The sequence below is a fragment of the Streptomyces montanisoli genome (genome assembly GCF_017813245.1).
Lineage (GTDB): Bacteria > Actinomycetota > Actinomycetes > Streptomycetales > Streptomycetaceae > Streptomyces > Streptomyces montanisoli.
In genome coordinates this window covers 1-21470 of sequence record NZ_JAGIQL010000087.1, presented here as the reverse complement: position 1 = coordinate 21470, position 21470 = coordinate 1, and the positions used below count along the sequence as shown (strand labels likewise).

Sequence of the window (21470 nt, the reverse complement as noted above, 5' to 3'; positions counted from 1 at the left end):
CGCCGCTCACGCGCGGGGGCTGAGGGCAGGCTGGGCGTCGTCGCCGCCGTGCTGCCCCTGCGACGGCATGGCGGTCCCCGCGTCCTGGCGGGAGGCGTCCCGGTGGGAGGGGTCGCGCACCTCGCCGACGAGCGTCTCCAGGACGTCCTCCAGGGCCACCAGGCCGATCACCCGGCCCGACGCGTCCGCGACCTGCGCCAGATGGGTGGCGGCCCTGCGCATCACGGTGAGGGCGTCGTCCAGCGGCAGCTCGGCGCGCAGGGTGGTCATCGGGCGCCACAGGTGCTGCGGCACCGCGCCCTCCGGCGCCTCCAGGTCGAGCACGTCCTTGACGTGGAGGTAGCCCATGAACGCGCCGCCCGCCACGGCGCACACCGGGAAGCGCGAGAACCCGGTGCGCACCGTCAGCTCCTCGATCTCGCGCGGGGTGACGGCGGCGGTCACCGTGATCAGCGAACCGCGGCGCAGCAGGACGTCGGTGACGGGGCGGCTGCCCAGTTCCAGGGCGTCCTCAAGCTGTTCCTGCGCCTCGGGTTCGAGCAGGCCCGCCTGGCCCGAGTCCTCCACGAGCCGGCCGAGCTGCACACTCGTGTACACCGCGTCGACCTCGTCCTTCGGCTCGACGCGGAACATCCGCAGCACGAGCCGCGCGCACGCGGCGAGCGCGACGGTGACCGGGCGGCATGGCCTGGCGAAGGCGACGAGCCAGGGGCCGAGCCACATGGCCGCCTTGTCGGGCGCCGCCATGGCGAGGTTCTTCGGGACCATTTCGCCGATCACGAGGTGCAGGAAGGACACCAGGGCGAGCGCGATGACGTAGCCGACCGGGTGGACGGCGACCTCGGGCAGGTGCACGGCCTGGAAGACCGGTTCGAGCAGGTGGGCGACGGTCGGCTCGGCGACGGCACCGAGCGTCAGCGAGCAGACCGTGACGCCGAACTGCGCGGCGGCCATCATCTGCGGCAGGTTCTCCAGGCCTTGCAGGGTCCTGCGGGCGCGCGCCGAGCCCTCGCGCGCGTGGGGTTCGATCTGGCTGCGGCGCACGGAGACGAGGGAGAACTCGGCCGCCACGAAGAAGCCGTTGGCGAGCACGAGCAGCACCGCGCACGCCAGTTGGAGGACGCTCACCTGGCGCCTCCAGCCGCGGCGTCTGCCGTGGCGCGCCCCTCGGCCCGCGAGTCCGGCGGCTCGGCGTCCGCGCCGGATCCGTCCGCCGCCGGCACGGCGCCGGTGCGTACGATCCGCACGCGCTCGGCGCGGTAGCGGTCCACCTGCCGCACCGACAGCCGCCAGCCCGGCAGTTCGACGCGGTCGCCGGGGACGGGGATGCGGCCGAGCAGGTCGGCGACCAGGCCCGCGAGGGTCTCGTAGGGCCCTTCGGGCGCGTTCAGGCCGATGCGCCGGAGGGTGAGGACGCGGGCGCTGCCCTCGGCCTCCCAGGCGGGGCGCCCGTCCTCGGCGGCCGCGGGGACGATCTCGGGGCGAGCGGCGCCCTCGGCGTCGTGCTCGTCGCGTACCTCGCCGACCAGTTCCTCGACGATGTCCTCGATGGTGACGACGCCCGCGGTGCCGCCGTACTCGTCGACGACGACGGCTATCGGCTGCTCGGTGCGCAGCCGGGCGAGGAGCTGGCGCGCGGGCAGCGTCTCGGGGACGAGCAGCGCGGGGACGGCTATGCGCGTCACGGGCGTGCGCGTGCGCAGGTGCGCCGGCACGGCGAGCGCGTCCTTCAGGTGCACCATGCCGACGATCTCGTCCATACGGTCGCGGTAGACGGGGAACCGTGACAGGCCGGTCGCGCGGGTGAGGTTGACGACGTCGGCGGCGGTCGCGTCGGTCTGCAGCGCGCTGACCTTCACGCGGGGCGTCATCACGTGCTGCGCGGTGAGCCCGCCGAGGGCTACGGTCCGCACGAAGAGGTCCGCCGTGTCCTGTTCGAGGGTGCCCGCCTGCGCCGAGTGGCGGGCGAGCGAGACCAGCTCGCCAGGTGTGCGGGCCGACGCGAGCTCGTCGGTGGGCTCGACGCCGAGCATCCGCACGATCCGGTTGGCGACGGTGGTCAGCAGCGCGATCACCGGCCGCAGCAGCAGGGTGAAGCGGTGCTGGGGCCCGGCGACGAACCGGGCGACCTGGAGCGGCTTGGACACCGCCCAGTTCTTGGGCACGAGCTCGCCGATGACCATCTGCGCGGCGGACGCGACGAGCATGCCGAGGACCACGGCGATGCCGGCGACCACGTCGTCCGGCAGGCCCGTCGCGGACAGCGGGGGCGTGAGCAGGTCGTCGAGCGCCGGCTCGGCGAGCATGCCGACGACCAGGGAGGTGACGGTGATGCCGAGCTGGGTGCCGGAGAGCTGGAAGGACAGCTCGCGCACGGCCCTGACGACGACGCCAGCGCGCCGGTCGCCGGCGGCCGCGGCGCGTTCCGCGTCCGCTCTCTCCACCGTGACAAGGCCGAACTCGGCCGCCACGAAGAAGCCGTTGGCGAGGATGAGGACGAGTGCCGCGGCGAGCAGCAGCAGGGGGACGATCATGTCGCCGCCTCCCGGAAGGGGGCGGCGCAGGTACTACCGGACGTTCCGTCCATTGCTGGAGGGAGTCACTCCTCGATTCGCAGGAATCCCCGCGGGCCTTGACCGGCCGTGGAATGCGGGGCAGGGCGCTCCTGGCGCCCGCTCCGAACAGAATAGTCAAGACGGCGAGGCAAGGGGATGTGTCAGCGCCCGGTCCCCGGCGGGGCGCCCGCTTCGGTGCCGGTGCCGTGGGCGTCGACGAGGGCGCGCAGGGCCCGGGCGTCCCTGATGGCGCTGTGGCGTGCGATGCCGGGCTGGATGCCGAGCGCGGGCATGCTGGTGCCGTCGCTGAGGTCGAGGAACACCCACGGGTCCCCGGGGCGCAGATTGACCGCGAGGATCTCGGGCCAGGTGAGACGCCTGACACGTGTGAGGTTGACCACGGTCACCCCGCCGTGGTCGGCGACGACCTTCGGCCTGGCGAGCAGGGCCAGTACGCCGTCGACGATCACGGCGACGACGAGGAACCCGGCCTGCTCGGCCGGTTCCGCGGCGTCGAGCAGCAGCGCGAGGCAGGCGACCACCACGAGCATGGCGACCCCGGCGAAGAGCAGGGCAAGCCGGGTGCGCCGCGGCCTGAAGGTCACCGGAAGCGGCGGCGGGAACGCGGGGCGCGCCCGCCCACCGCCGTCCGGCGGCGTCTTCGACGGCATCGCCGTCAGAGCCGGCAGGCGTGGATGGCCGTGGTGAGGATGGCGCGGGCGCCGAGCTCGTACAGGTCGTCCATGATGCGCTGCGCGTCGACGGTGGGGACCATCGCGCGGACCGCGACCCAGCCCTCGTTGTGCAGCGGCGAGACGGTCGGCGACTCGAGGCCGGGGGTGAGGGCGACGGCGCGCTCCAGGTGCTCGGCGCGGCAGTCGTAGTCCATCATCACGTACGTGCGCGCCACCAGGACGCCCTGGAGCCTGCGCAGGAACTGCCCGACCTTGGGGTCGTCGCCCGCACCCGTGGCGCGGACGACGACCGCCTCCGACGTCATGATCGGCTCGCCGACCACTTCGAGGCCCGCGTTGCGCAGTGACGTGCCGGTCTCGACGACGTCCGCGATGACCTGGGCGACGCCGAGCTGGATCGCCGTCTCGACGGCTCCGTCGAGGTGGACGACGGAGGCGTTGATGCCCTTGTCCGCGAGGTGCTTGGCGACGATGCCCTCGTAGGACGTGGCGACGGTCATCCCGCCGAAGTCGCCGACGCCCTTGGCGGTGCCGGGCTTGGTGGCGTAGCGGAAGGTGGAGCGCGCGAACCCGAGCTCCATGATCGGCTCGGCGTCCGCGCCCGAGTCGAGCAGCAGGTCGCGGCCCGTGATGCCGATGTCGAGACGCCCCGAGCTCACGTAGATCGCGATGTCGCGGGGGCGCAGGTAGAAGAACTCCACCTCGTTGACGGGGTCGACGAGGACGAGCTCCTTCGACTCCTTGCGCTGCTGGTAGCCGGCCTCATGGAGCATCGCCGACGCAGGTCCGGACAGTGAACCCTTGTTGGGAACGGCGATGCGCAGCATGGTGCGGCTTCCTCACGGTGTCGTTGGCTGGTGCGGGCACGCCTGTGGCGGCCCGGGGGCTCGGAGGGATGGGGCTCAGGGACGGGCTCAGAGATGCATGGGCTCAGAGATGGGCGTACACGTCGTCGAGGTCGATCCCGCAGGCCACCATCATCACCTGGACGTGGTAGAGGAGCTGCGAGATCTCCTCGGCGGCGGCGTCCTTGCCCTCGTGCTCGGCGGCCATCCAGACTTCGGCGGCCTCCTCGACGACCTTCTTGCCGATGGCATGGACGCCCTTGCCGACCAGCTCGGCGGTGCGGGACGTGGCGGGGTCCGCCTGGGCGGCCTTCTGCTGGAGCTCGGCGAAGAGCTCCTCGAACGTCTTGTTGGACATGGTGCGGCTCACTCTAGCGTCAGGCGCCGGACGCCTGGCGCCAGGGTTCGGCGACGGTACGCAGGATCGTGGCCGTGGCGACGGCCGCGGTGACGGCCTCGTGGCCCTTGTCCTCGGTGGAGCCCTCGACGCCCGCGCGGTCCAGCGCCTGCTGCTCGGTGTCGCACGTCAGCACGCCGAAGCCGATGGGGACCCCCGTCTGCACGGACACCTGGGTCAGGCCCTGGGTGACGCCCTGGCACACATACTCGAAGTGCGGTGTGCCGCCGCGGATGACGACGCCGAGCGCCACGACCGCGTCGTAGCCGCGCTCGGCCAGCGCCTTGACGACGACGGGCAGCTCGAAGCTGCCGGGCACCCGCAGCAGGGTGGGCTCGTCGATGCCCAGTTCGTGCAGGGCGCGCATCGCGCCTTCGACGAGGCCGTCCATCACCTTTTCGTGCCAGCTGGCCGCCACGACGGCGACCCTGAGGTCCCCGCAGTTCTTGACGGTCAGCTCCGGCGCGCCCTTGCCGCTCACGTGTCTCCCTGTTGTTTTCCGCGGTGTTCGTCTCTGCGGTGTTCGTTTTCTGGCGGGTGCTACTGGTTGCCGCAGGCCGACGCCGGGATGGCGGCCTCGAGCCAGGGCAGGTCGTGCCCCATGCGGTCCCGCTTGGTCCGCAGGTAGCGCAGATTGTGCTCCCCGGCCGTGACGGGCATCGGCTCGCGCCCGGTCACCCGCAGCCCGTGGCGGCTGAGGGCGTCGGTCTTGTCGGGGTTGTTGGTCATGAGGGTCAGGCTGTGCACGCCGAGGTCCTGGAGGATCTGGGCGCCGGCCGCGTAGTCGCGTGCGTCGGCGGGCAGCCCGAGCTCCAGGTTGGCGTCGAGCGTGTCGAGGCCGCGCTCCTGGAGCTCGTACGCGCGGAGCTTGGACAGCAGGCCGATGCCGCGGCCCTCGTGGCCGCGCAGGTAGACCACGACTCCGCGGCCGGCCGCCACGATGTGCTCCATGGCGGCGTGCAGCTGGGGGCCGCAGTCGCAGCGCTGCGAGCCGAAGACGTCGCCGGTCAGGCACTCGGAGTGGACGCGCACCAGGACGTCCTCGCCGTCGCCGATGTCGCCGTGCACGAGCGCGACGTGCTCCACGCCGTCCGCCGCCGAGCGGTAGCCGTACGCGGTGAACGGGCCGAAGGCGGTGGGCAGTTCCACCTCGGCCTCGCGGTGCACGACGGGTTCGGCGGCGCGCCGGTAGGCGATCAGGTCCTCGATGGAGATGATCGTCAGGCCGTGCTTGCGCGCGAACGGGACGAGTTGCGGCAGCCGCAGCATGGCGCCGTCCTCGCCGGCGATCTCCACGATGGCGCCGGCGGGCCGCAGGCCGGCGAGCGTCGAGAGGTCGACTGCGGCCTCCGTGTGGCCGTTCCTGGCGAGCACGCCGCCGGGACGGGCGCGCAGCGGGAAGACGTGGCCCGGCCTGACGAAGTCCGCGGGGGCCGCGGTGCCGCTCGCCAGCAGGCCGAGCGTGGTGGCGCGGTCGGCGGCTGAGATGCCGGTGGTGACGCCGTGCGTGCCGGCGGCGTCGACGGAGACGGTGAACGCCGTGCGCATGGACTCGGTGTTCCTGCCGACCATCTGCGGCAGTTCGAGCCGGTCGAGCTCGGCGCCCTCCATCGGCGCGCAGATCAGGCCGCGGCACTCGGACATCATGAACGCCACGATCTCGGGTGTGGCCTTCTCGGCCGCGACGACGAGGTCGCCCTCGTTCTCCCGGTCCTCGTCGTCCACGACGACCACGGGGCGGCCCGCGGCGATGTCCGCGATCGCCTGCTCGACCGGGTCGAGCTTCAGGTCATCGGCGTTGCCGGTGGTGTACCAGGTCATGCTGTCGCGCCTCCAAGCGCCAGGGCACCGGCGCGGCGCGAACGCAGCCACCAGTCGCGCATCCCCCACAGGACGAGGGCCAGATAGATCACGTAGACGAGGCCGGAGAACGCGAGGCCGCTGCTGAACGCGAGCGGTACGCCGACGACGTCGACGAGCAGCCAGGCGAACCAGAACTCGACCAGGCCGCGCGCCTGGGCGACCATCGCCGCCAGCGTGCCGACGAATATGTAGGCGTCCTGCCAGGGGCTCCACGAGAGCGACGGGAAGGCCGTGAACAGGCCGCCGAGCGCGGCGGTGCCGAGCGCGGTGCCGGCGATGAGCAGGCCGCGCTCCCGCCAGGTCGCGAACCGCACGGTGACGGCCCCGCCGTCACCCGCTCGGTCGCTGCCTCCGCGCACCCGCCACTGGCGCCAGCCCCACAGGGCGACCACGATGACGATCAGCTGCTTGCCGACGCCGCCGCCGAGGTCGGCCGAGAGGTACGCGGCGACGAGGATCACGCCGGAGAGGAACTGGGCGGGCCAGGTCCACACCGAGCGCAGCCAGCCGAGCGCGAGCGCTATCAGGCCGATGGTGTTGCCGATCATGTCGGACCAGAGGATGTGCTGGCCGAAGGCGGTGAACGCCTCGGAGTCCAGCCAGGAGAACGCGGTCACCCGGCGACCTCCGCCCCGGATGCCCCGGTCGCGGCCCCGGCGACGGGCCGCTGTCCGAGCAACCGTTCGACGTACTTGGCGAGGACGTCGACCTCCAGGTTGACGGGGTCGCCCGGCCCCTTGGAACCGAGGGTCGTCAGCGCGAGCGTGGTGGGGATGAGGCTGATGGTGAAGTGATCGGTGCCGGCCTCCACGACGGTGAGGCTGACCCCGTCCACCGTGATGGAGCCCTTCTCCACGATGTAGCGGCTGAGTTCGGCCGGTAGCTGGATCGTGACGATCTCCCAGTGCTCGGAGGCCTCGCGCGCCACGATCGTGCCCGTGCCGTCGACATGTCCCTGGACGATGTGGCCGCCGAGCCTGCCGCCCACGGCGACGGTGCGCTCCAGGTTGACCGGGGAGCCGGGCGCGAGCGCGCCGAGGCTGGAGCGCTTCAGGGTCTCGGCCATGACGTCCGCCGTGAACCAGTCCTCGCGGTGGTCGACCACGGTGAGGCAGACGCCGTTGACGGCGATGGAGTCGCCGTGCTTCGCGCCCTCGGTGACCACGGGCCCGCGCAGGGTGAACCTGCGGGAGTCGCCGAGGTCCTCGACGGCGGTGACTTCACCCAGCTCTTCGACGATTCCGGTGAACACTCAGCGCTCCTTCTGTGCGGGGGCGGCGGAGTCCGCCGCCGCGCTAACCGCGGTGATCCGCAGGTCGGGCCCGATGGTCTCGACGTGCGTCATCCGCAGTCGCAACGCGTCGGTGAGGGTGGGGATTCCGGCGTCGGCGAGGGCGGTGGGACCCGCGCCGAGCAGGAGGGGTGCGAGGTAGCCGACGACGCGGTCGACGGCGCCGGCGGCAGCGAAGGACCCGGCGAGTGCCGCGCCACCTTCGAGGAGCACCGAGCGCACGCCCCGCGCGTACAGGGCGTCCAGCAGGGCGGGCACGGACAGGCCCCGTTCGCCACGCGGCAGCCGCAGGATGCCCGCGGCGGTGCCCGCGCCCGTTCCCGCGTGCGCGGCTGCTTCCGCGAGAGCGCGGGTGTCGGCGTCCTCGGCGACGGCGATGAGCGTGGGCGCGGCGCCGTCCAGGATCCTGGCCCCCGCGCGCACGGCGGTGGCCGCGGTGTCGACGCCGACCCGCAGCGGCTGGATCGCGCCTTCGATGCCGCGCACGGCGAGGTGAGGGTCGTCGGCGCGCAGCGTGCCGGAGCCGACGACGACGGCGTCGACCTCGGCGCGCAGCCTGTGCACGTCGGCGCGTGCCTCCGTGGAGGTGATCCAGCGGCTTGAGCCGTCCTGCGCGGCGATCCTGCCGTCCAGGCTGGCGGCGTACTTCCAGGTGACGTGGGGACGGCCGCGGCGCACGGCGGTCAGCCAGGCGGCGTTGACCTGCTCGGCCTCGTCGGCGAGCAGCCCGCCCTCGGCGGTCACTCCGGCGGCGCGCAGCGCCTGGGCTCCCCCGGTGGCCTGCGGGGTCGGGTCGGCGACCGCGTAGTGGACGCGGGCGAGGCCGGCGTCGATGAGCGCCTGCGCGCAAGGGCCGGTGCGCCCGGTGTGGTTGCAGGGTTCGAGCGTGACGTACGCGGTGCCGCCGCGGGCGCGGTCCCCCGCGGCGCGCAGGGCGTGGACCTCGGCGTGCGGCCCGCCGGCGCGCTGGTGGTAGCCCTCCCCCGCGAGGCGCCCTTCGGCATCGAGGATGACGCAGCCCACGACGGGGTTGGGGCTGGTGGAGCCGAGACCGCGGGCCGCGAGGGCCACGGCGCGCCGCATGGCGTCTGTACCGGCCTGGTCGTTCACCCGTCCCACCGGGTCCTCCTGCCTTGTCAGGCACGGACTCCGGGGGCTGCCACGAGGGCAGGAGGCGGAACCATCGCATCGGGAACGCCGCACCGCACGCCCGTCCACGAGGACGGACGATCCGGCGGTGGCGTACCCGATCAGGGCCCGCCGCGCACTGCCTCCCATCCGGACTTTAACCGTCGGTCCAGGAATTTCACCTGGTCAACCGGCCGCTGGAGGCGGACGGGTCGCGGACTGTAACCGCCGGTTCGGACTTTCACCGACCCCGGAGTGCGCTGCTTGTTCGTCGTGACCAGTGTGCCACGGACGGGTATCGCCCACGCGGGTGAATTCTGTGCGCTGGCTCACAGTGCGCGCGGCGGCACAGCAGGTCATCTCTCCGGGCCGAACAGGTCGTGCTGGGCGGCGTCCCGCGCGGTGAGCAGCGCGCCGCGCAGCACGGCGGCCCCGCCGAGCCCGCTCGGCGCGACCTCGGTGCGCAGCGGGCAGATGGCCGCGAGGCGCCGCTCGACGCGCGCGGCGAGGCCGGCGCCTCCCGCGTGGCCGAGTTCGCCGGAGAGCACGACGAGCCCGGGGTCGAGCACCGTGGTCAGGGCGGCCGCGCCGAGCGCGACACGGTCGGCCAGCTCGTCCAGGAACGCGCCGCCGGCGCCGCCCGCGCCGCCCGTCGAGGAGGCCGCCCGCAGGTACGCGGCGGCCGCCGGCTCGTGCGCCGCGGGGTGCGCGTCGATGCCGTGGCGGGCGGCGAGCTCGCACACGGCGTCGGAGTTCACGAGGCTGTGCAGCCCTCCGTCGCACCCGGTCGCGGACGGCGTGCCGGTGGCGCCAGGCACCGGCAGGAAGCTGACCTCGCCCGCGCCGCCCGACACGCCCCTGCGCAGCCTGCCGTCGATGACGACGGCGGCGCCGACGCTCAGCCCGAGCCACAGGAGCGCGAAGTCCTGGTGGCCGCGCGCGGCACCGATGCGCTGCTCGGCGACGGCCGCGAGGTTGGTCTCGTTCTCCACCAGCACGCGGGCGCCGAGCCGTTCGGGCAGGGCGGCCACGAGGCGCCGGTGCCAGGCGGGCAGCCCCGAGGTGTCCCGCAGCTCTCCGCTGGCCGGGTCGACGAGGCCGGGCGCGCCGACGGCGACGCTGTGCAGCCGGGTGGCGCCCGCCTGCTCGACCGTGCGCTCCAGCAGGTCGCGGGCGTGTTCCGCGGCCTCCTCGGGGTCGGTGCGCTCGTCCACGGGAGCGGCTGCCTCGGCGAGCGTCCGCCCGAGCAGGTCGGCGACGACGGCGAAGACGCTGCCCGTCCTGATGTCGAGGCCCGCGAGGTGGGCGCGGTCGGCGGCGATCCCGTACACGCGCGCGTTGGGGCCCCTGCGCTCGCCGCCGCTCTCGCCGACGACGCGGACGAGCCCCGCGCCCTGGAGCCGCTCCACCAGGTCGGCCACGCTGGGCCGCGACAGACCGGTGAGCGTCTTGAGCTGAGCCGCCGTCAGGGGGCCCTGTTCCTGGAAGTGCCGCAGCGCCAGCCGGTCGTTGATGGCTCTGGCGGTACTCGGGGATGCGGGCATGGCGGGATCCTTCCACAGCTGCCGCCTATTTATCAGGCAGGCTTCCTGATAGTTTACGCAACGACAGAGGATCCTCACAGCACGCCACCGGGCGAAGGACGACGCATGGCATCTCAGGCCGCCCACCACGACGGTGAGCAGGGCATACGCCACATACGCAGGGCCAGGGTCGCGCTGGCCGTGGTGTTCTGCGCGCACGGCTGCGTCACCGGCAGCTTCGCCACCCGGGTCCCGTGGATCCAGGACCACACCGGCATCGGCGCCGGCCAGCTGGGCCTCGCCCTCGCCTTCCCCGCGCTCGGCTCCCTGCTCGCGATGCCGCTCGCGGGCAGTGTGGCCCACCGGCTGGGCGCGCGTACCGCGCTGCGCGTGCTGCTCTCGGCGTGGACGCTCTCGCTGGCCCTGCCGTCGCTCGCGCCGAACCTGTACACGCTGTGCGCGGCGCTGTTCGTGTACGGGGCGTCGTCCGGCATGTCCGACGTGGTGATGAATGGCATCGGTGTCGAGACGGAGAACCGGCTCGGCAGGTCGATCATGTCCGGGCTGCACGGGATGTGGAGCGGGGGCGCGCTGCTCGGCTCGGCCTTCGGCGCGCTGGCCGCGAACCTCGGCGCCGGCGCCCCGCTCCACCACGAACTCGCGGCCGCCGTGCTGACCGTCGTGGGTCTGCTGGCCTGCGGCCGCGTGCTGGACGTGCGCAGCGCCCCCGAGGCGGAGGCGCCGCCCCGGTTCACGCTGCCGCCGAGGTCGGCGCTGCTCATCGGTCTCGTCGGGTTCTGCGCGGTGTTCGGCGAGGGCGCGAGCCTCGACTGGTCCGCCGTCTACCTCAGGGATGTGCTGTCCACGTCGGCGGGGCTCGCGGCCGCGTCCACCACCGCCTTCTCGCTGACCATGGCCGTCACGAGGATCGCGGGCGACCGGCTGGTCGACCGGTTCGGGCCGGTGCGCACGGTGCGCGCAGGCGGCGTGTTCGCCACCGCGGGCGGCGCGCTGGTGGTGCTCGCGCCGACACCGGAGGTCGCGATGGGCGGCTTCGCGCTGCTGGGCGTCGGGGTCGCGATCGTCGTGCCGCTGGCCTTCGCGGCGGCGGGGCGCAGCGGCTCCAACCCGAACCAGGCCATCGCGGGCGTCGCGACGATCACGTACACCTCCGGGCTCGTGGCGCCGTCCGTGATCGGCGGCGTCGCACACGCGAGCTCGCTCCAGGCGGCGTTCGGCCTGGTGACCGTGCTGGCGGCCGGGCTGCTCGCGGGCGCGGGCGTGCTGCGGCCGCGTCCCCGCGCGGGCGGTGGCCGCGTCGGCGGGGGCGGGAACGAAGGCGCGAGCGAGGCGGCCCGCGCGAGCGGGACGAACGGCGCGAGCGGGACGGACGGCGCCCCGGCCGGCGAGTCGCGGCCGGGGCGCACAGGGCACGCGGGCCCCTGAACCGCCCGCGTCCACCATGTCGTTGTATCGTCAACGACCTCTCGTGCTCTACGGTGAACCGTCGGTCGTGACTCGATCTTGTCTCGTAGGAGCAGCGCATGCCGATCAAACTCGGTCTCTCCCTTCCGCAGATGCACCAGTTCGACCTCTCCCGGGACCTCGTGCCCGTCGCGCGCGCCGCGGAGGAGACGGGATACGACAGCCTCTGGGTGTTCGAGCGCACTCTCTTCCCGACCCCTGCGACGCAGGGCCTGTACGGCGTGCCCGGCCTCGAATGGCCCGACAGCTACCGCTCCGTGGCCGACCCGCTGGTCACCCTCGCCATGGCCGCGGCGGTCACCGAGCGGGTACGGCTCGGCAGCAGCGTCCTGGTCGCGCCCTACCACTCGCCGTTCCACCTCGCGCGCTGGTTCGCCACGCTGGACGCCGCGAGCAACGGTCGCGCGGTGGCGGGGCTCGGCACCGGCTGGTCCCACGACGAGTACGCGGCGGGTTCGACGGGGACGTTCGAGGAGCGCGGCGCCGTGCTCGACGAGACGCTCGACGTGTTCGCCGCCGTGCACGGACCCGACCCGGTGTCGTACGAGGGCCGGTTCACTACGATCGCCCCCGCGGAGGTCGGCCCGAAGCCGGTGCGCCCGGTGCCGGTCTACCTGGCCGCTTCCGGTGGCGCCGCGCTGCGCCGCCTGGTGGACCGTGCCGACGGCTGGCTGCCGACGGGGATGACGGCCGAGCAGCTGGCGGGCGCCTGGAAGGGCGTCAACGACCTCGCGGCCGAGCGCGGCCGCACCCGGCCGCTCGATGTGTGCGTGCGGGCCAACGTGCGGTACACGCCGCAGCCGGTCGACGCGTCGGGCCGTCAGCCCTTCCACGGCAACGTGGCGCAGATCGTCGACGACGTCGCGGCGCACGCGGCGATCGACGGCATCGGCGAGATCCTGCTCGAACTCGGTCCCGACGCGAGGGACGGCCAGGAGCTGGCCGACCGGGCCCGCGAGGTCCACGCGGCGGTGCGCGAGGCGGGCGTCTGACCGTCCCCTCGCCCGCCGCGCCGGCCCGGCCCGCCCCCCGGCGGGCGGGGCCGCGCGGCGGTTCGTGCGGCCGCTGAGGATCGCTGAGAGCCGCTGACGGCTTCGTTCAGTCCTCCGGCAGCTCCACCGGCGCGAGCTCGTCGAACAGGTCGCCTGGGCCCGGGTTCGCGGGGTCGGTCGTGCCGCCGAAGTGGTGCAGCACCCCCCAGACGGCGTTGAGCGCGGTCTGCACGGCGCCCTCCGCCCATCCGGCGGTCCACGACACGTCGTCGCCCGCCAGGAAGATCCCGCGCTTGTCCGCGGGCAGCGCGTCCTGCATGAAGTGGGTGAACAGCCGCCGCTGGTAGCGGTAGTGGCCCGGCAGGTTGGCCTTGAACGCGCCCATGAAGTACGGCTCGTCCTCCCACGAGACCGTGATCGGGCTGCCGATCACATGGCTCCTGATGTCGACCCCCGGGTAGATCTCCCCGAGCGAGGCGAGCATCACCTCCATCCGCTCGTTCGCCGACAGGGGCAGCCACTTGAGGCTGTCGTCGCACCACGTGTACGAGAGGCAGATGACGGCCGGCGCTTCGGGGTCGTCGCCGAGCAGGTAGGTGCCCCGCGTCATCCGGTCGGTGAGCGTCATCGACATCGTGTCCCGTCCGGTGCGCGGGTCCTCGTCGAGCCAGAACGGGCGGTCCACCGGGACGAACAGCTTGCTCGACTCCATGTAGTGGGTGCGCTCGATGGCGGTCCAGTGGTCGATCGGGAACAGCGCGTCGTCGCAGGCGATCTTCGACAGCAGCATCCACGACTGCGCGGTGAAGACGGCCGCGCGGTACGTGCGGATCGCGCCGGACGCGTCCGTGACGGTGATCCCGCCTCCGGCCGTGCGCCGCAGGCCGGTCACCGCGGGCAGCGGGTCGCCGCCGTGCAGGGACGCGAGCGAGGTGCCCTGCGCCCAGTACGTGATCTTGCCGGGGGCGCGGCGCCACAGCCGTTCCGGCAGCTGCCGGCTGCCGCCGACGATGCCCTCGTGGTGGTCGTCGGCCTCGGTGTAGACGACCCGCAGGATCTCCAGGATCGAGTTGGGGAAGTCGGTGTCCCAGCCGCCGGTGCCGAAGCCGACCTGCCCGAAGATCTCCCGGTGCCTGAAGGAGCGGAAGGCCGGCGAGTCGCAGAGGAAGCCGTAGAACGTCTGGTTGTCCAGGTCGTGCACCAGCCGCGACCAGATCTTCCGGATCGCCGCCACGTCGCGCTCGCGCAGCGCGCGGTTCATCGCCGAGAAGTCGGCGCCCTCCTCCAGGCAGGTGTTCCACGCGTCCATCACGTCGCGGTACACCTGCGGCAGGTCGTCGATCGTCCTGGCGAAGTGCGGCACGCCCTTGAGGTCGACCACGGTCGAAGGGGTGCCGGGCGCCAGCGGGTTGGGGAACGGCTCGGTCTCGAGGCCCACGAGGTCGATGTAGTGCCTGAGCGCGGTGGACGACGGTGGGAAGCGCATGGCGCCGAGTTCGGCGGTGAGCGCCGGGTCGCACCCCTCGAACCCGACGGTGCGCAGCCGGCCGCCGATGCGGTCCGCCTCGTAGAGGACCGGGCGCAGGCCGGTCTTCATCAGCTCGTACGCGGTGACGATTCCCGAGAGACCGCCGCCGATCACGGCGACCTCGGTGCCGTGCTCGGTCGCGGGTATCTGGCCGAGCCCTGCGGGGTGGGCGAGGTAGTCGTCGTAGGCGTACGGGAAGTCGGGGCCCGACATGGTGATCGGCCGCTCGCCCGCCGGGGGCTGCGGGTGGGCGTGGGAAACGGCGGTGGGCACCGTGGACGTCATGACGCGACGCTCCTGAGGCGTGAGGGTGGCGGGCGGTGAGGGGCGGCGATGAGGGCCGGACGAGGGCGGGGTCAGGCGAGGGCGTCGTACAGGCCGGGCCGCCGGTCGTGCAGGTACGGGTTGGCCTCGCGGGACGCGGCGAGCAGCGCGGGGTCGACGTCGCACACCAGCAGTTCCTCGCCGCGGCCCGCGCGCGCGTGCGCCGTGCCGTCGGGGCCCGCGAGGCAGGTCAGGCCGACGAAGTCGAAGTCGCCTTCGGGGCCGGTCCTGTTGACGTAGGCGATGTACATCTGGCTCTCGAAGGCGCGGACGGGCACGACGGACTCGGCGACGAACTCGAAGGGCCGCATCTGCGCGGTGGGCACCAGCAGCAGGTCCGTGCCGGCCAGCGCGTGGGCGCGCACGATTTCGGGGAACTCGACGTCGTAGCAGATCAGCACGCCCACGCGCACGCCGCCGACCTCCGCCTGGACCACCGGCCGCTCCCCCGCGGCGAACCGCTCGCGCTCGAAGGGGCCGTAGAGGTGGGTCTTGCGGTAGTTGGCGAGCGGCTCGCCGCCGGCGCCGATCAGCCGGGCGCTGTTGTAGACCCGTTCGCCGTCACGCTCGGGGTAGCCGTAGAGCACCGCGACGCCGTGGCGCGCCGCGGTCTCCGCGACGGCTCCCGCGCCGGGGCCGTCGGCGCTCTCCGCGAGGCGCTCGATGCCGTCGCCGATCGCGTACCCGGTCAGGAACATCTCGGGGCAGACGAGCAGGGACGCGCCGGCCTCGGCCGCGCGTCGCGCCGCGTCGTCGAGCACCCGCAGGTTCCCGGCCGTGCGGCCGGGGCGGCCCGAACTCTGGAGCAGGGCGGTACGCAACGGCGGCATGGCGTTTCCTCGCAGGTCACGGCGGTGTGAAGCGGGGCTGGGCGGTGCCTTCCCGGCCCCCTGCCGACCCCTCGAAGACGGTACGTTCGGCGACGGCGCGGCGACAAGCGGCGACCGTTGCGCGTACAGGCGCGATCCGTTGCGCTGTGGGGGGCATCCGCGGCGATTCGTTGCGCGAAGACGCGAGGTGTGTCAGGGACGTGATCCCGGCCACTGCGGCGCGCCCGCCGTGTACCGCCTCAGCAGCGGGGAGAGGACGAGCACGGACTTGGTGCGCTCCACGTACGGTTCGCTCGCGATGCGTTCGAGTACCTCCTCGAAATGGCGCATGTCCGCCGCGAACACCTGGACCACGGCGTCGGCGTCGCCGGTGACCGTCGACGCGGCCACCACCTCGGGGAGCCGTTCCAGGCCGCGGTGGATGTCGTCGGGCGACGTGTTGCGCCCGCAGTAGATCTCGATGAATCCCTCGGTGCGCCAGCCGAGGGCCGCCGGGTCGACCCGTACGGTGAAGCCGGTGATCGCGCCCTCGGCGCGCAGCCGGTCGACGCGCCGCTTCACGGCGGGCGCGGACAGGCCGACGAGGGCGCCGATGTCCGCGTAGGAGCGGCGGGCGTCCTCGGCGAGGGCGTGCAGGATGCGTTCGTCCAGGTCGTTCAGTCGCACGGGTGCAGTAGACCACGTGCTCCCGGGAGACCACGTGCTCCCCGGCGGCCGGTGCCGGCCGGGGAGCCGAGGCTCAGCAGCCGGACTCCAGTAGGCCCTTGCGCAGTCTGCCGGTGACCCTGGCCAGCAGCCGGGACACGTGCATCTGCGAGACGCCGAGGACCCGGCCGATCTCCGCCTGCGTCATCTCCTCGCCGAACCGCATGCGCAGCAGCTGCCGCTCGCGCTCGTCCAGCGTCTTGAGGAGGGGCTTGAGCGCCTGCACGTTCTCCGCGATCTCCAGGCCGGCGTCGAGTTCGCCGAGCCGGTCGGCGAGGGGCGTCACGGTCTCGGCGCTGTCGTCGGCCGGCATGTCGATGGAGCCCGCCGTGTAGCCGTTGCTGGCGACGATGCCCTCTATGACCTGGTCCTCGTCGATGCCGAGGCGCTCCGCGAGCTCCGACGTCGTCGGCGTGCGGTCCAGCTGCTGTGACAGCTCGTCACTGGCCTTCGCCAGGTCGATCCTGAGCTCCTGGAGGCGGCGCGGCACGTGGACGGCCCAGCTCGTGTCCCTGAAGAAGCGTTTGATCTCGCCGATGATGTACGGCACGGCGAACGTCGCGAACTCCACCTCGCGGGTGAGCTCGAAACGGTCGATGGCCTTGATCAGGCCGATGGTGCCGACCTGGACGATGTCCTCCATCTGGTCGGCCCTGTTGCGGAACCGGGTGGCAGAGTAGCGCACCAGCGCGAGGTTCAGCTCGATCAGCGTGTTGCGCGCGTACTGGTACTCGGGCGTGCCCTCTTCGAGCTCCGTCAGCCGCGCGAAGAACAGCCGGGAGATCTCCCTGGCGTCCTTCGGCGCGACGTCGGCGGGCGACTCGACGCGGGGCAAGGCGTACGTCCACGACGCCTGGGTACTCCCCCCGTGCCCCTCCGTGCTGCTTCCCCCGTGTGCGTACTCCGTGCGTTCGAACGGGACCGCCTTGGCCGTCGACACGTTCGCCTCCCCTGTTTTCCTGGTTCAGTAGGAGGCGTGTACCCCGTGGCGCCCGGGTCATGCGCACGAATTTCCGGCGCGTGGAAGACGGCCCCCCGTGACCGTGTCAGCTCCAGCTGGACGAGAGGGGCTTGCCCTCGGCGTAGCCGGCGGCGCTCTGGATGCCGACGACCGCCTTCCGCGCGAACTCCTCCAGGGACGCGGCGCCCGCGTACGTGCAGGACGAGCGCACCCCGGCGATGATCGAATCGATCAGGTCCTCGACGCCGGGCCGCGCCGGGTCGAGGAACATGCGCGACGTGGAGATGCCCTCCTCGAACAGCGCCTTGCGCGCCCGGTCGTAGGCCGACTCGTCGCTCGTGCGATTGCGCACGGCGCGTGCGGACGCCATCCCGAAGGACTCCTTGTACAGCCGCCCGTCCGCGGACTGCTGGAGGTCGCCCGGCGATTCGTACGTGCCGGCGAACCAGGAGCCGATCATCACGTTGGACGCGCCGGCGGCCAGCGCCATCGCGACGTCGCGCGGGTGCCTGACACCACCGTCGGCCCACACGTGCTTGCCGAACCTGGCGGCCTCGGCGGCGCATTCGAGCACGGCGGAGAACTGCGGCCTGCCGACGCCGGTCATCATGCGCGTGGTGCACATGGCGCCGGGCCCGACGCCGACCTTGACGATGTCCGCGCCCGCCTCGATCAGGTCGCGCACGCCCTCGGCGGCGACCACGTTGCCCGCGACGACGGGGACGCGCGGGTCGAGACCGCGCACGGCCCTGACGGCGGACAGCATCGACTCCTGGTGGCCGTGCGCGGTGTCCACGACGAGCGTGTCGACCCCGGCCTCCAGCAGTTGCGCGGCCTTGCCGACCACATCGCCGTTGACGCCGACGGCGGCGGCGATCCTGAGCCTGCCGCGCGCGTCGGTGGCGGGCGTGTAGAGCGTCGCCCGCAGGGCGCCCTTCCTGGTCAGGATGCCGACGAGGCGGCCCTCCGCGTCGACGGCGGGCGCGAGCTTGCGGTGCGCGCCGTCGAGGGTGTTGAACGCCTCCCTCGGGTCCATGCCGGCGGAGAGCACCAGCAGCTCCGTGGACATCACCGAGGACAGCTGCGTGAACCGGTCGACGCCCGAGAGGTCGTGCTCGGTGACGATGCCGACGGGCCTGCGCTTGTCGTCGACCACGATGCCGGCGCCGTGCGCGCGCTTCGGCAGCAGGGACAGCGCCTCGTCGACGGTCTGCGTCGGCCTGAGCGTGATGGGGGTGTCGAGGACGAGGTCGCGTTCCTTCACCCAGGACGTGACGTCCGCGACGACATCGAGCGGGATGTCCTGCGGGATCACCACGAGGCCGCCGCGCCGGGCGACGGTCTCGGCCATCCGGCGGCCCGCGATGGCGGTCATGTTGGACACGACCAGCGGAATGGTGGTGCCCGTGCCGTCGGGCGCGGAGAGGTCCACGCCGAGCCGGGAGCCGACAGCCGACCTGTTCGGCACCATGAAGACGTCGTCGTAGGTCAGGTCGTACGACGGCGAGAGATCGTTGAGGAAACGCACGTACAGAACATCCCAGTCGCTCGGAGCAGGCCGCCGGTCGATGGGCCCGGCGGCAGACGCACGTACTTCATTCTCCCATGCCCTGGCCCCGTGCGGCCGCGCCGCGCGAGGCAGAAACGTACAGCTCCGGCCAGACACGTTCGGAGGAAGCTCCAGGCGTCGCGACTCCTCCCGGCGCTGTGGCCTGCACGCGCCTGGCGCCGGGTGCCCCCGCGGACTCCCGCGGCTGTGGCCCGCCGCGCTGCTCCCCGGCCGCCTGCGGCTTCAGGACACTGACCGGCGGCTGTTCGAGCGGGACGGTGACGGGGCGGAGCCTGCCACTGCGGCACGCCGGCGCGGAGACGCTCAGGAGCCGTCGGGGTCGGCACGCTCCAGCGCGGGCTTCGGCGCCGGGGCGAAGTCCTTCAGCAGGAAGTCCGCCGCGACGGTGTCCGTGACGAGGCTCGTCACGAGGCCGGAGCGCAGCACCGCCCCGATCGCCCCCGACTTGCGCCTCCCGCCGGCGATCGCCACTACCTCGGGGATGCGGCGCAGCCGGTCCGTCTCGACGGTGATGCAGCGCTCGCCGAGGTCGCGGCCCACCCTGCGGCCCTCGGAGTCGAAGAGGTGCGCCGACATCTCGGCGGCGGCCCCCAGCGACGAGTAGTGCGAGCGCTCCTTTTCGCTGAGCATGTCGTACACCGTCGAGATGCCCGGCTCCCACGAGCCGATGGACACGGCGGCGACGGTCACCTTGTCGAAGTACTCGAAGGCGCGCGCGATACCGGGCTGACCCCGCAGCGCGGCCGCCGTCGCCGTGTCGGGCAGCAGCATCGGCGCGTAGATGGGGTGCGCCTCACCGCCGGACACCTGGGCCGCCCTGCGTACGGCCTCCACGGAGCCGCGCTCGGCGGTCCCCGCGTCGTACACGCCCGTGAGCTGGACGACCGTGCAGGGCGGCAGGCGGTCGAGCGCCGCCGCCATGTGGATCGTCGACCTGCCCCAGGCGAGGCCGAGTACGTCGCCCTCCGTGACCAGCTCGCCCAGCAGGTCGGCGGCCACCTCGCCCAGGTTCTCCGGGTCGGGCGACTCGTCCGCGCCGTCCGCCGGCGACTCCACCACGACCGCGTGCCGCAGGCCGTAGCGGGCGCGGAGCGCGTCGGAGCGCTCGGCGTCCAGCTCGGCGGGCACGCGGATCTCGATGCGTACCAGATCGCGCTCCAGCGCCGTCTCCAGGACCCGCGCCACCTTGAAGCGGCTGACGCCGAACTCCTCGGCGATCTGGATCTTGGACTTCCCCTCCAGGTAGAAGCGGCGCGCCATGGCGGCCGCCTGCACCAGCTCCGCGGGTCCCATACGCAGGGCAGGCCGCCCCGCCGATGTTCCAGGCACCGCGTTCTCCTTCACTCTGCGCACCTCTGGATCCGCCGTTCATCCTGTCAGATACGGCGATCCACGATCAGCCCCGAAGGGCCCTGTTCACTTGGCCGCGGCCCGTTGGCCGCGCGTGGGTCAGTGGCCGCACGCCCAGGATGCCCTGGCCGTCGCCTCGTCGGCCTGGTGGCGCAGCATCCGCACCGCGGCGGCCGGGTCGTCGGCCCCGTACACGGCGGAGCCCGCGACGAAGACGTCGGCGCCCGCGTCCGCGCACCGCTCGACGGTGTCGGCCGAGACGCCACCGTCGACCTGGAGCCACAGTTCGAGGCCGTGCTTGGCGATCATCTGCCGCGCCCGGCGGATCTTCGGCAGCATGATGTCCAGGAAGGCCTGACCGCCGAAGCCCGGCTCCACCGTCATGATCAGCAGCATGTCGAGTTCGGGCAGCAGGTCCTCGTACGGCTCGATCGGCGTCGCCGGCTTGAGCGCCATGGACGCGCGCGCGCCCTTGGCGCGGATCTCGCGCGCGAGCCGCACGGGCGCCGCCGCGGCCTCGGCGTGGAAGGTCACCGAGCCCGCCCCGGCCTCCACGTACTGCGGCGCCCAGCGATCGGGCTCCTCGATCATGAGGTGGCAGTCGAGCGGGGTCCCCGCGGCCTTGCCGAGCGCCTCCACCACCGGTACGCCCAGGGTCAGGTTGGGCACGAAGTGGTTGTCCATGACGTCGACATGGAGCCAGTCGGCGCCTTCGACCGCCTTCGCCTCCTCGGCGAGGCGGGAGAAGTCGGCGGACAGGATGCTGGGGTTGATCTGTGCCATGTGACAAGCCTCCCATGGACGGGGACCCGCCCAGGCCACGGTCCGCCCCTCGAAACGGGCCGTGCCTCGAAGCGGGCCGCGCCGGAACGGGCCGCCCCGGTCAGGACGTGCGCCGCAGTACGGCCAGGTACATGGCATCGGTGCCGTGCAGGTGGGGCCAGAGCTGGACGTCGGGTCCCTCGCCGAGCGCGGGCACACCGGGCAGCAGCGGGCGTGCGTCGATCCACTCCGCGCCGGCGCGGTCCTCGCGCAGGACGTCGTCGACGACCACGCGCGTCTCCGCGAGGTGCGGCGAGCAGGTCGCGTAGCAGACGACGCCGCCGACCCGCACCGATCCGAGCGCCTCCCGCAGCAGCGCGCGCTGGAGCGGCGCGAAGCCCTTGATGTCGTCGGGGCGGCGCCGCCAGCGCGCCTCGGGGCGGCGCCGCAGCGCGCCGAGCCCCGAGCACGGCGCGTCGACGAGCACCCGGTCGAAGACGCCCTGGCGCCACGGGGGCCTTGTGCTGTCCGCGGTGACGACCTGGACCGGGCCCGGGTTGCCCGCGAGCGTGCGGGTGACGAGGCGCGCGCGGTGCGGCTGCTTCTCCGCGGCGAGCAGCGCGGCGCCGCGACCGGCGGCGAGCGCGGCGAGCAGGCCCGCCTTGC

21 protein-coding genes and 1 riboswitch are annotated in these 21470 nt (G+C 73.1%); of the genes, 2 read left to right on the top strand and 19 right to left on the bottom strand.

All coding sequences use genetic code 11. The features are described from left to right. Positions 1-6: 6 nt before the first annotated feature. From JFN87_RS20335 to JFN87_RS20285, 11 genes are all read right to left on the bottom strand, one after another. On the bottom strand, positions 7-1128 hold the full coding sequence (locus JFN87_RS20335; RefSeq protein ID WP_209341956.1) for a hemolysin family protein: 1122 nt from the start codon (positions 1126-1128) through the stop codon (positions 7-9). Beyond that, positions 1125-2534, bottom strand: a complete 1410-nt coding sequence (locus tag JFN87_RS20330) for a hemolysin family protein (RefSeq protein WP_209341954.1) — start codon at positions 2532-2534, stop codon at positions 1125-1127. Before JFN87_RS20330 ends, JFN87_RS20335 begins: the two co-directional genes overlap by 4 nt. Before the next feature lie 182 nt (positions 2535-2716). Beyond that, complete coding sequence (locus JFN87_RS20325) at positions 2717-3226, bottom strand: PH domain-containing protein (RefSeq protein WP_209341952.1); 510 nt, start codon at positions 3224-3226, stop codon at positions 2717-2719. 5 nt (positions 3227-3231) lie between these two features. Then, positions 3232-4077, bottom strand: a complete 846-nt coding sequence (gene hisG / locus JFN87_RS20320; protein ID WP_209341950.1) for an ATP phosphoribosyltransferase — start codon at positions 4075-4077, stop codon at positions 3232-3234. A gap of 103 nt (positions 4078-4180) precedes the next feature. Then, positions 4181-4453, bottom strand: a complete 273-nt coding sequence (locus JFN87_RS20315) for a phosphoribosyl-ATP diphosphatase (protein WP_209341948.1) — start codon at positions 4451-4453, stop codon at positions 4181-4183. A gap of 19 nt (positions 4454-4472) precedes the next feature. After that, complete coding sequence (ribH, locus tag JFN87_RS20310; RefSeq protein WP_209341947.1) at positions 4473-4973, bottom strand: 6,7-dimethyl-8-ribityllumazine synthase; 501 nt, start codon at positions 4971-4973, stop codon at positions 4473-4475. A gap of 59 nt (positions 4974-5032) precedes the next feature. Next, entirely contained in the window at positions 5033-6313 is a 1281-nt protein-coding gene (locus JFN87_RS20305; protein ID WP_209341946.1) for a bifunctional 3,4-dihydroxy-2-butanone-4-phosphate synthase/GTP cyclohydrolase II, read from the bottom strand. After that, positions 6310-6972, bottom strand: coding sequence for a nicotinamide mononucleotide transporter family protein (locus tag JFN87_RS20300; protein WP_209341944.1), 663 nt, complete (start codon positions 6970-6972; stop codon positions 6310-6312). Before JFN87_RS20300 ends, JFN87_RS20305 begins: the two co-directional genes overlap by 4 nt. Then, complete coding sequence (locus JFN87_RS20295; RefSeq protein ID WP_209341942.1) at positions 6969-7607, bottom strand: riboflavin synthase; 639 nt, start codon at positions 7605-7607, stop codon at positions 6969-6971. Before JFN87_RS20295 ends, JFN87_RS20300 begins: the two co-directional genes overlap by 4 nt. Continuing rightward, the gene (gene ribD, locus JFN87_RS20290; RefSeq protein WP_245180595.1) at positions 7608-8729 is read right to left on the bottom strand and encodes a bifunctional diaminohydroxyphosphoribosylaminopyrimidine deaminase/5-amino-6-(5-phosphoribosylamino)uracil reductase RibD; all 1122 of its coding nucleotides are present in this window, start codon (positions 8727-8729) and stop codon (positions 7608-7610) included. 177 nt (positions 8730-8906) lie between these two features. After that, a riboswitch (FMN riboswitch) is annotated at positions 8907-9037 on the bottom strand. A 93-nt stretch (positions 9038-9130) separates the two neighbouring features. After that, positions 9131-10318, bottom strand: a complete 1188-nt coding sequence (locus tag JFN87_RS20285; RefSeq protein WP_209341938.1) for an ROK family transcriptional regulator — start codon at positions 10316-10318, stop codon at positions 9131-9133. A gap of 105 nt (positions 10319-10423) precedes the next feature. Between JFN87_RS20285 and JFN87_RS20280 the strand changes: the two genes are divergently transcribed. Both JFN87_RS20280 and JFN87_RS20275 read left to right on the top strand, forming a co-directional pair. Next, positions 10424-11743, top strand: a complete 1320-nt coding sequence (locus tag JFN87_RS20280) for an MFS transporter (RefSeq protein WP_209341937.1) — start codon at positions 10424-10426, stop codon at positions 11741-11743. Between the two features lie 98 nt (positions 11744-11841). After that, positions 11842-12774, top strand: coding sequence for an LLM class F420-dependent oxidoreductase (locus tag JFN87_RS20275; RefSeq protein ID WP_209341936.1), 933 nt, complete (start codon positions 11842-11844; stop codon positions 12772-12774). Between the two features lie 106 nt (positions 12775-12880). On the opposite strand, the gene JFN87_RS20270 is transcribed toward JFN87_RS20275, so the two are convergent. The 8 genes from JFN87_RS20270 to JFN87_RS20235 form a co-directional block, all read right to left on the bottom strand. Next, on the bottom strand, positions 12881-14587 hold the full coding sequence (locus tag JFN87_RS20270; RefSeq protein WP_209341935.1) for a flavin monoamine oxidase family protein: 1707 nt from the start codon (positions 14585-14587) through the stop codon (positions 12881-12883). Between the two features lie 71 nt (positions 14588-14658). Then, positions 14659-15456 (bottom strand): carbon-nitrogen hydrolase family protein, encoded by a 798-nt coding sequence (locus JFN87_RS20265; RefSeq protein ID WP_209341934.1) that lies wholly within the window; start codon positions 15454-15456, stop codon positions 14659-14661. A gap of 192 nt (positions 15457-15648) precedes the next feature. Next, positions 15649-16122, bottom strand: coding sequence for an Lrp/AsnC family transcriptional regulator (locus tag JFN87_RS20260; protein ID WP_209341933.1), 474 nt, complete (start codon positions 16120-16122; stop codon positions 15649-15651). A 73-nt stretch (positions 16123-16195) separates the two neighbouring features. After that, positions 16196-17101: an RNA polymerase sigma factor SigF gene (locus tag JFN87_RS20255; protein WP_372449259.1), complete on the bottom strand. Its 906-nt coding sequence runs from the start codon at positions 17099-17101 to the stop codon at positions 16196-16198. A 106-nt stretch (positions 17102-17207) separates the two neighbouring features. Beyond that, complete coding sequence (locus tag JFN87_RS20250; protein WP_282961635.1) at positions 17208-18656, bottom strand: GuaB1 family IMP dehydrogenase-related protein; 1449 nt, start codon at positions 18654-18656, stop codon at positions 17208-17210. Positions 18657-18995: 339 nt separating this feature from the next. After that, a complete protein-coding gene (locus JFN87_RS20245; protein WP_245180588.1) occupies positions 18996-19985 on the bottom strand; it encodes a sugar-binding transcriptional regulator in 990 nt (329 codons plus the stop codon). A gap of 156 nt (positions 19986-20141) precedes the next feature. Beyond that, positions 20142-20825 (bottom strand): ribulose-phosphate 3-epimerase, encoded by a 684-nt coding sequence (gene rpe / locus JFN87_RS20240; protein ID WP_209341930.1) that lies wholly within the window; start codon positions 20823-20825, stop codon positions 20142-20144. A 100-nt stretch (positions 20826-20925) separates the two neighbouring features. After that, positions 20926-21470: RsmB/NOP family class I SAM-dependent RNA methyltransferase (locus tag JFN87_RS20235; RefSeq protein ID WP_504739783.1), on the bottom strand; the 545-nt coding region annotated here is incomplete at its 5' end.